8 protein-coding genes are annotated in these 9716 nt (G+C 37.0%); 7 read left to right on the top strand and 1 reads right to left on the bottom strand.

All coding sequences use genetic code 11. The features are described 5' to 3' along the window. Positions 1-730: 730 nt before the first annotated feature. The 4 genes from WH267_RS23625 to WH267_RS23640 all read left to right on the top strand — a co-directional run bounded on the left by WH267_RS23625 (position 731) and on the right by WH267_RS23640 (position 4736). The gene (locus WH267_RS23625; RefSeq protein ID WP_340011418.1) at positions 731-2209 is read left to right on the top strand and encodes a hypothetical protein; all 1479 of its coding nucleotides are present in this window, start codon (positions 731-733) and stop codon (positions 2207-2209) included. An 85-nt stretch (positions 2210-2294) separates the two neighbouring features. Beyond that, the gene (locus WH267_RS23630; RefSeq protein WP_340011419.1) at positions 2295-3794 is read left to right on the top strand and encodes a hypothetical protein; all 1500 of its coding nucleotides are present in this window, start codon (positions 2295-2297) and stop codon (positions 3792-3794) included. Positions 3795-3896: 102 nt separating this feature from the next. Continuing rightward, positions 3897-4361, top strand: a complete 465-nt coding sequence (locus tag WH267_RS23635; protein WP_228455710.1) for a transposase — start codon at positions 3897-3899, stop codon at positions 4359-4361. Between the two features lie 42 nt (positions 4362-4403). After that, on the top strand, positions 4404-4736 hold the full coding sequence (locus WH267_RS23640) for a helix-turn-helix domain-containing protein (RefSeq protein ID WP_123319456.1): 333 nt from the start codon (positions 4404-4406) through the stop codon (positions 4734-4736). A 65-nt stretch (positions 4737-4801) separates the two neighbouring features. Here the strand turns inward: WH267_RS23640 and WH267_RS23645 are convergent, their stop codons facing one another. Beyond that, entirely contained in the window at positions 4802-5998 is a 1197-nt protein-coding gene (locus WH267_RS23645; protein WP_340011421.1) for a winged helix-turn-helix domain-containing protein, read from the bottom strand. Positions 5999-6127: 129 nt separating this feature from the next. Between WH267_RS23645 and WH267_RS23650 the strand changes: the two genes are divergently transcribed. From WH267_RS23650 to WH267_RS23660, 3 genes are all read left to right on the top strand, one after another. After that, positions 6128-7192, top strand: a complete 1065-nt coding sequence (locus tag WH267_RS23650; protein WP_340011422.1) for a WG repeat-containing protein — start codon at positions 6128-6130, stop codon at positions 7190-7192. A gap of 131 nt (positions 7193-7323) precedes the next feature. After that, positions 7324-7872, top strand: coding sequence for a YcxB family protein (locus WH267_RS23655; RefSeq protein WP_340011423.1), 549 nt, complete (start codon positions 7324-7326; stop codon positions 7870-7872). 560 nt (positions 7873-8432) lie between these two features. Beyond that, the gene (locus WH267_RS23660) at positions 8433-9692 is read left to right on the top strand and encodes a hypothetical protein (RefSeq protein WP_340011424.1); all 1260 of its coding nucleotides are present in this window, start codon (positions 8433-8435) and stop codon (positions 9690-9692) included. Positions 9693-9716 lie beyond the last annotated feature (24 nt).

Genomic DNA, 9716 nt, shown 5'->3' on the forward strand with positions numbered 1-9716 from the left:
AACTGACGAAAAGTTATACTCGTTTTTCAGGATGAAATCTTTTCGTTTTTTTAATGGAATCTGTTTATTGCTAAATGTAGAATAATTAGATTTGATGTGTTTTTATATTGTTGAAAATCAATAATTTACAAGTATGTATAGCTTTTGTAGGGGGTGAGTAATTTGCTATTAAACACTAAAATAATGAATATTTGCCCATTCAAATTGATGAAAAATACAGAACTGAAAAACACAAATAATTCACAAAATGAATGACAATAATAATTAAACTGTAAAAGACGATTGTTTATCTATTTATTTTCTGATCTAAACACTAAGACTATTTCGAACCATGACAATACAAATAATAACATTCAAAAAAGAAAATCTCTATTTTATAGGGAGATTGTTTTTGCTGGATTGTTTTGTGATCATCAGCTTTTTGTATGCTCAGGTATGCATTGGGAATGAAGAAACTGGTATAGCCGGATTTTCTTCCTTAGAGAATAAAGGCTGTACTCATTTATATTTTTTAAATAGAGATAAACCATTTGAAATTGTCACTGTAAAACATCCTCTGTTTTTATTAAGATCACCTTCTTCCGGATAAATTCATATCCGTTGAAATAACATTTAGTTTTTATCCTATAATAAAATGGGAGAGTGCCCAAGTTCATTACATCAAAAGTGTAATGCAGGTATTGAACTGCATATGATGAAAAAAACAAATAAAAAATATAACCTAACAACAATGAAGAAAAATTTAATTTTTGCAGCGACACTCTTAACCGGGGTCTCTGCTTTCGGACAGATAGGTATCAGTACACCCGATCCCAAGGCAACACTGGATATTGTAGCTTCCCCTGCAGATTATACCAAAACTGACGGACTTATTGCCCCAAGACTGAAAGGCGCAGAACTTAAAGCCAAAGATTCTAATTACACAAATGATCAGACGGGAGCCATTGTATATGTAACGGAAGGATTAGATGAAGCCGATACAACAGACAAAACAAAAAATATAACCAAGGTTGGCTATTATCACTTTGATGGTTCAGTCTGGCAAAAACTGGGGCATAACATCTACAATACAGATGATGTTTTTACCAGTGACAGATCTGCATACCTCAAGAAAGATAAGTATTTGCTCTTTGATGGTCCCGGATATGTTGGGATAGGAGATGTAGATCCTCTTGCGAAGCTATATGTGGATGGTTTTATACAGTTTAGTTCAGATTCTGATTATGGAGTAGGAAGGGTTTTTAACGATAGTACTGGTGAAAAATATGGAATGACCCAAAGTTCATATTTCCCAAAAACCGGCGATGCAGACTCACCGGGAACCAGACTTTATACCTCTGGAGGTATTAAAGGACATATTTCATTTGGACAGTATACAAGTCCTACCGCCTATAGTGAATGGGCTCGTTTTGCACATAATACGGGAAATCTGGGGATCAATACAATCAATGAAACCCAGAATAACCCCACTGAAAAACTGGATGTTAATGGAAATGTAAGAATCCGTACTTTACCTCTTAATGGTTCTGCAGATGTACTGTTTACCAATCCTGATGGAACAAGAAATGAAAGTAAGAGCCAACCTTTTTTTGCAACAAAAACTGTAGTGGCTGACAATAACGGGATATTGGGAGCATTAGAGGGAGTGCCTGCTGTAACCACAATGTATGCCGGTGGAGATAATAATGATGCTCTTGGAGAGACTATTACCACTATAGGAGCCCATAATTATAAAGAAGCAAAGGCAGACTTAACCAAAAGGACATTTACTTTAACTAAGAAATCAATCGTAACATTTTCACATTCAACAAGTGCTTCCCATTTTACAAAAGATGCCGGGCAGTATGCCGGATATGGTTTGGAAGACGTGTATGCCAAGTTAATCCAGGTGAATGTGAGACTATATTCAGGATCTACAACTGATACTCCTTATTTTTCTAAGGCTATGATATTACGTTCCAGCATGTCTTATACCAATGGAAAACTGGGTGGAGTCTGGGGAACATTTTATATTGACGGTACCAGAAACGTTGTATTAGAGCCTGGAACCTATACTGCTGTATTGGAAGGTTATGTATATGCCGCAGATGAAGATGGGATAAGAGTTGATTTCGGTGGCTTTAATGATTGTGCACCGAGTCCTTCCTCAGGATGTGAAAAAAGCTACGGAGATAACCGCTTTGATATTGTAGGAACTACAATTAATTAGATTCTAACTACACAAATGATTCCGCAGATTTATATAAAATCTGTATTCTCAAAATAACACACAAGGATAAATAAATATACAACACATGAAAAAAAACATCATTCTTTCAGGAGTACTCCTGATCTCCGGCTTTGCATTTTCACAGGTAGGAGTGAATACAGCAACTCCCCAGGCAACCTTTGATATCGTGGGAATGTCAACAGATAGTACTAAAACAGATGGACTGATCGCACCGAGATTAAAAGGCTCAGAACTGAAAACCAAAGATGGATTATATTCCGCAGCCCAGACAGGAGCCATTGTCTACGTTACTGAGGCTTTGACCTCTACCGGAACGACTGCAAAAACGGCTAATGTAACAACAGCAGGATATTTCTATTTTGATGGAACATTATGGCAGAAGTTAGCATATGGAACTTTTACAGAAACAGACGGAGTTATTGGTAATGAGGTGCTTAATGCAACTACTAATGGCGGATTAGTCAGAGCCGGGGCCGGAACGGCAGCCAGTCCTTATACATTGGGACTTACCTCTGGAACTGCCAATGGACAGATCATGACATGGAACGGTACAACATGGAGTCCTGCTGCTGTTAATCTTACTGAAGTAGACGGAGTTATTGGTAATGAGGTACTTAATGCAACTACTAATGGTGGATTAACCAGAGCCGGATCCGGTACATCTGCAAGTCCTTATACATTGGGTCTTACCTCTGGAACAGCCAATGGACAGGTAATGACATGGAACGGAACAGCATGGGGTTCTGCAAACGCTTTGAATATTTACAATGCTAATGGAACTCTTACAACAGATCGTACTCTATCTCTTGGAGGAAGAGCATTAACTTTTCAGGGGACAGGACAACAGACAGTCTGGGGATCTACAGGGACACTTTATCAATACGGAATCACATCATATGCCAACATGATTCTTAATGCTGCTGATAATAATGGTAATGGCATAACTTCTAGGATGCATCTTCAGATTTATCCCGAGCAGCCGGCACAACTTTCAGCTAGTGAGGATGCAAGTGGGTTGGCCTTTTCCACTAATCAAACTACATTAGCCGCGCCAATTTCTTTTTCTACCAGTCCTGGTAGTAGAGCTAATGGAATTCCGCGTGCTGAAATCTCAGGAGATGGAAAATTCAATATCAATAACACCTTAAGCGTGGGGTATACCAGCCAGCAAACCTTTGCCAGCAATCAGAAGCTGAAAGTAAACGGAAGTATTGCAACTTCAACAACTACTTATCCCGATTACGTTTTTGAAGATTATTACAACAAAAGTTCGGTGATAAAACCTGCCTATAAGTTCTCTTCTTTATATGATACCGAAAAATTCATTAAAGAAAACAGACATCTTCCCGGTGTAACTTCTATTAAAGAGCTGGAGAAAACTGCGGAGGGATATTCTTTCAATATTTCAGACCTGTCTGTACAGTCATTAGAGAAAATTGAAGAGCTGTATCTACACACCATAGAACAGCAGAAGCAGATTGATGAACAAAAAAACAACATCGTTTCATTACTGAAAATTACAGAGAAGCTGCAGGCGGAGATAGACGTTTTGAAAAAGCAATAAAATAGTAAATAATGTGATTACAGTGTTTCGGTACAAAGGGGGCAGAAACTGTCCCCGGAGTACTGATTGAATGGACGTTGATGAATAAAATTTTATTTGAAGATGATAAAACACAATGTATTGATAGATTTTAAAGAAATTCATATGGGAAACCTGATTAAGATCCGGGTTCGGGAGAAAAAAATGGGCTTGCTCAGGATATGTGGTTTTCTTAAATGTACAGCAGAAGAAATTGAAAAAATGTACATCTCCAGCAGTATTGATTCTGACATGCTTTTAAAATGGAGTAAACTTTTAGAATACGACTTCTTCCGAATTTATTCTCAGCATATCATTCTGTATGCTCCCTGTAGTTCGGATCAGGAAAAAGAACAGTCTAAAGAAGATTCTGGATTGCCCAACTTCAGAAAAAGTCTTTATACAAGGGAAATTATTGATTTTATGCTGAATCAGTATAATTCCGGAAATATGTCCAGACAGGAAATTTATCAAAGATATAATATTCCGAAATCAACCTTTCACAAATGGCTGAATAAATATAATAGTGAACTTAAAGAATCTGAATAATAGCATTCTGTACTCTTTTCATACCGTAAATTAAACTGTGACATGAAAATGAACCGCCCCAATTATAAAATTATTTATCAGGATATGCTCCAAAGTGAGCACCCCAATAAAATAAATGAATGCAAAGAATTATTAAAAAAGAAAGATCTGGATACGGCAGATATTCTGGAGCTTAACCGGAGAATCTTTCCTCAGATTTATAAAAACAAAGAAAAATGTTCCCAAAGGCATCGTGCCTACAACGAATCTGATATTTTGAGGGTATTGGAGTTTCAGAAAAAGAACAGTCTGAACAATTCTCAGCTGGCCAGCCATTTTAAAATGAGCAGAAATACCATTACCAAATGGAGAAAGCTGGAAAAGCTTGTGAAATAAAATAGAAGTGAAATCCTGCAGCTCATAGAAGTGCAGGGTTTTATATGAATATAATAGTTTATCAATTAATCAGATAAAGCTTTATTGATTACTTTTCTCAGTCCTGATGGACTCACTTGGGTCAGTTGTAGTGATTCGCAGCCGTTAAAGGATGCAAAACGCTTTACAGCATCAGCAAATGATGGTATCCAAAGTTCCGGAGGAAGGTCTGTATTCTCAATATGTAGGGAAATCAGCTCAAGCTTTTTATCTTTCCTGTGTGCTTTACAATCCACTCTTCCGATAAATATATTCCCAAATAAGATAGGTAGACAGAAATAACCATACTGCCTTTTTTCCTTAGGAACATAGCACTCAAGACGGAAATCAAAATCGAAAATTTGTTTCACACGGTCACGGTGAATAATAGAATTGTCAAATGGAGACAGCAATCTGATGTCTGAAACCGATGTATTATCAGACCTTTCAAGCAAATCACTCTGAATAAAAACAGAAGAAATCCCTTCAACAGAAAGCTTCTGTATTTCCCCTTTTTCAAGCAAAGACTGTAAAACCAGATTCACATTTTTTTTCAGGGTATCACCTTTCCTGAGATGGGTGATTTGTTTTAAAGTAGTAAAACCATAGGCATGAAGAGTTGTTTTTACCAGATATTCTGCTAGTTCAAGTGGAGTAGGTGGTGTGGTATTTATGGATGAAGGCAATACCCTTTCCGCAAGGTCATAGGTTTTCTGCATACCACTTCGGCCACTTATCATAAGATCTCCCTGCATAAAAAGCCGTTCAAGAGCCAGTTTAGCAGGCTTCCAGTTCCACCAGCTTCCTTCTTTATTCTTTTTACTCTCAAAATCCCTTGCCATTTTAGGACCTTCTGCCTGGATGGTGTCTATCACATATTTCATAACTTTTTTGTCCGCATTATAATAATGGGAGTCACTTTGCTTTACATGGAGCATTTGTGGCAATGCATACCGGAAATCCTGTATCGGAAGGTAAGAGGCAGCATGAAACCAGTATTCAAATATTTTACGTTCTTCCACTAGCTCGTCCAGATAATGGGTTTTAAAATCAGGAATTCTTGTCCATAAAGTATGATGATGAGCCCTCTCTATCACAGACAACGTATCAATCTGTAGATATGCAAGACGTTCCAGAGTAGTAAGCACAGCCTCTTTTCCGGTTCCAAACGGTGTGGTTTGTGTTAATCCCTGACGCTCTAATGTAATAAGCTGTAGTGTTTGTAATGCAGGTATCTTTGTCATAGCAATAGGATACAAATGTATTGAATTAAAAGAGACAAAGCAGCTCCATCAAGTTCTGATTTTCAGCTCTCCCCGGAACTGAAGTTTTTTGTATTTTAGCCTTATTCCCAATCAGATAAATACAGACGAATGAAACGAAGAATGAAATTCTTTTTAATGGGGCTTCAACTTATGCCTGCCGTATTATTTTCACAGAAAAGCAAGGATTATAAAACTCTTTTTGAAACCCTGAATTTTGAATTAGCATACCCTTTTCAGGAACAAAAAGCTTTGGTTTGTATCAATGATCATTATCAATATATGGATAACAGAGGAAATCTTTTGCCTTTTAAATTCAAACGGACTTCCAAATTGCCGTTACAATTTAAATCGGACAGAGCTGAAGTGTATACTAAATCAGGAAAATCCGGATTTATCAACGGATCCGGGAAGCTGGTGATTGATACCCTTTACCATAACATTGGGGAATTTGGAGATTCTATGGCCTTTGCAGTAAGAAAAGGCTTTTATGGCTTTATGGATCTGCAGGGAAAAGAAGTTTTACCCATTCGATATATAATAACATTTCCGTTTTATAAAGGATTATCTGTGGTTTCTGATGGCAAAAAGTATGGTGCGATCAACAAAAAAGGAATCATAACTATTCCAATGGATTTTGCTGAAATAGAGCCTTTTCATGATGGTTTTGCCGCTGCAAAGAAAACAAAGGATGGATTGTGGGGATTGATGGATATGACCGGCAAGTTTGTGATTGAACCTAAATATAAAATACTTTCTGTGATGTCTGAAGGGGTGATCGGTTTTTATGACGAAAAGTCTGAAAAATGGGGGTTTCTTGATCCCCGAGGAAATGTGGTGATACAGCCAAAATATGTTAACTCAGGAGACTTTCATGAAGGATTAGCCTATGTGGAAAATGATCAGTCACAGATTGGATATATTGATAGAACAGGAAAAAAGGTCATTGATTTTAAGTTTTATGAAGCCTGGGATTTTTCTGAAGGATTGGCGGTAGCGACCATTGAAAAAGAAGAAAACGGATCTCAGAGAAAACTGACCGGTTATATTGATAAAAAGGGAGATTGGATATTTAAGCCTACTTTTTCTGAAGTCAATAAATTTAGTGATGGTAAAGGCCTTATTCTTGGGATGTATAATAACCACCTGCGCTGGAGTTTTATTTCCAGACCATAAGCACCATCTTATTTAATAATCTGATAAAAGCAATTATTTTGATAAATGATAATCCAATATAGTTGCTTATAAAGCATATGATTAGTATTTTTATGGAATCTAATAATCCTACAAAAACTAATTAATCTACCATGAATACAATGACGCTGAGTTTTAATGAGAAAATAATGCTTGACAGTTTACTTTATGAAGCCTCAAAATCAGATGAAGTAAAACATTCGAAAAAGGTAAGTGGCTATGTTTTTGCCGGAATGATTGCCGTAATCGGGCTGTTGATGATGTTTTTTGAACCCATATTAGGCATAGCGATACTTATTGTGGGTGGTCTTTTTTATTTGATTTATCCCAAATTTGCCAGCCGATACTATAAACGGTACTATACAACTATTGCTTTAGGAGATCAGTATAAAAGCAGTGAAGCCAACACCTTCAACGTAGAATTTAATAAAGAATATATCCTGATAAAAAATAATCAGCTTGAAGCCAAACATTCAATAACCCATTTTGAATGGATCTCAGAAACTGGTGAAAACTTCTTTATTAAAATGAATGCCGGAAATTATCTGATTTTTCCAAAAGCACAGGTTTCCGATCCTGTCTGGTTAAAGAACTACTTTCATTCCATATGTGCAGAACAGAACATTCCTTATCATGAAGAATTAAACTGGAAATGGGAGTAGTAAAAAAATGATCATTTGATGTCTTAATGACTAAAACAAATCTTGATTACTTTGAAAGAATAGGATATTAAAACTAAAATTCTCCAACAGTTTCAAATAAATATTTTTTCTATTTTAAAATAGTATAATACTTCTCTTAATCCTAAATAAGATTTTCCCTAGAAGATTTTCTTTTTATAAAATATATGGAATAAAATGCTCTATGAAATAAGTTTCATGGAGCATTTTATTTAATTCAAAATTTAAATACTCTGAATTTTTGAAAAATCCACGTGTTTTATTTTAGTTGTCTCATTATTAGTGTGTTGTTGTTTGTTTTGTGATGCCGAGCGTATCTGTGACGTACCTGATTATAAGTTTGTAGTGTATCTGTAGCGTATAGATTTTCTTGGGTTGTGGACAGAATAACTCTAATCTTGCATTGAAATTTTAATCGATCAAAAGGTATTTAGAAAAAGCAGTTTAGAGTTATGAAAATAGAGCTCAGTATGTTCTAGGTAACAGAAAACTTCTTTAGCTAAAACCATTTTAACACTCAATTTAAATACAATAAACACAGAATGAAAAAGTATCTTCTACCATTAGTGATAATGGTTTCCTCGATGAGTTATTCACAGGTTGGCATCAATACTCCTAATCCTCAGGGAATTTTTAATATTGATGGAAAAAAAGACAATAATGCAACAGGAAGCCCTACGGCATTACAACAGGCCAATGACTTTGTAGTAACAGCTGACGGAAGTGTAGGGGTGGGAACCACATCCCCTGACCTGTCTGCAATTTTAGAGCTCAATGTCAGTCAGTTGGTCTCAGGAAAGCAGAAAGGTTTTCTGGGACCAAGAGTAGCTCTGGCGGCTTACAACGACTCTTCTACAATTCCTAATCCAGCTACCGGACTGTTGGTTTATAATCTGGGAACACAATCCACATTTACTTATGCCGGATATGTATACTGGGATGGTGCTCAATGGAGACCTTTGGACGGACGTTTACTACAACAGGGTACCGTAGGAGCCTTGAGATGTACCGATGTTAATCTTGATCCGCTGACATATACTGCAGGAACTCCTTTTCAGGGAACAATGACTGTTCCTTATACCGGAGGAAACGGCGGAATATATGCAGCTCAGGCATTAGGGCCCGTAAACGGACTTACCGCAACCATTACACAAGGGAATTTTGTACAGGGAGCAGGAACTTTAATTTATACTGTTTCCGGAACTCCCACAGTATCCAGCCCTAATACAACGGTATTCCCTGTTTCTAGTGGCGGGCAGACATGTAATGCAGAAGTAGGCGGAGGTAAAAAGCTCAGTCCGGGAGAATATCAGTTCTTCACATACGAAGTTCCTGCAACTACAACAGGTTTGTTAAGTACGATGATTCCGAATCCACCTATTTTAGGAGGAAAAGTTAGACTGGATCTTAGCTTTTGGTCCAGCTCCAATACAGGATCGGGTGGGGTGACTTACAATCCCCGATTAGTAAATGTATCTTCCAGTAATGTTAAAATGTGGTATGCTGCATTATCCAGTGTAGACCGCTTCCGCCGTGCTAATATTTTAGTTGCTCCGGGAGGATATGTAGAAACAGATAATGGAATTTACCTTAACTGGGGAGATAATATGAACAGCAGTTCCACACCTATAAATTCTACAAACAGTTCCGATGATTCTCAGGAAATAGAAACCATAGATCTGGCTGTTGATGGAGTTTGGTATCGCTTGACCATTTTTGTTTATGTAGATAACTTAAATGATACAATCCCTGCCAATAACATCAGACGTATTCATATTACAGCACAAAGAATGTCTTCTTAATATTGGATTCCGGCGGGGCGGAGC

The sequence above is a fragment of the Chryseobacterium sp. MYb328 genome, assembly GCF_037572595.1.
GTDB classification, from domain to species: domain Bacteria; phylum Bacteroidota; class Bacteroidia; order Flavobacteriales; family Weeksellaceae; genus Chryseobacterium; species Chryseobacterium pennae.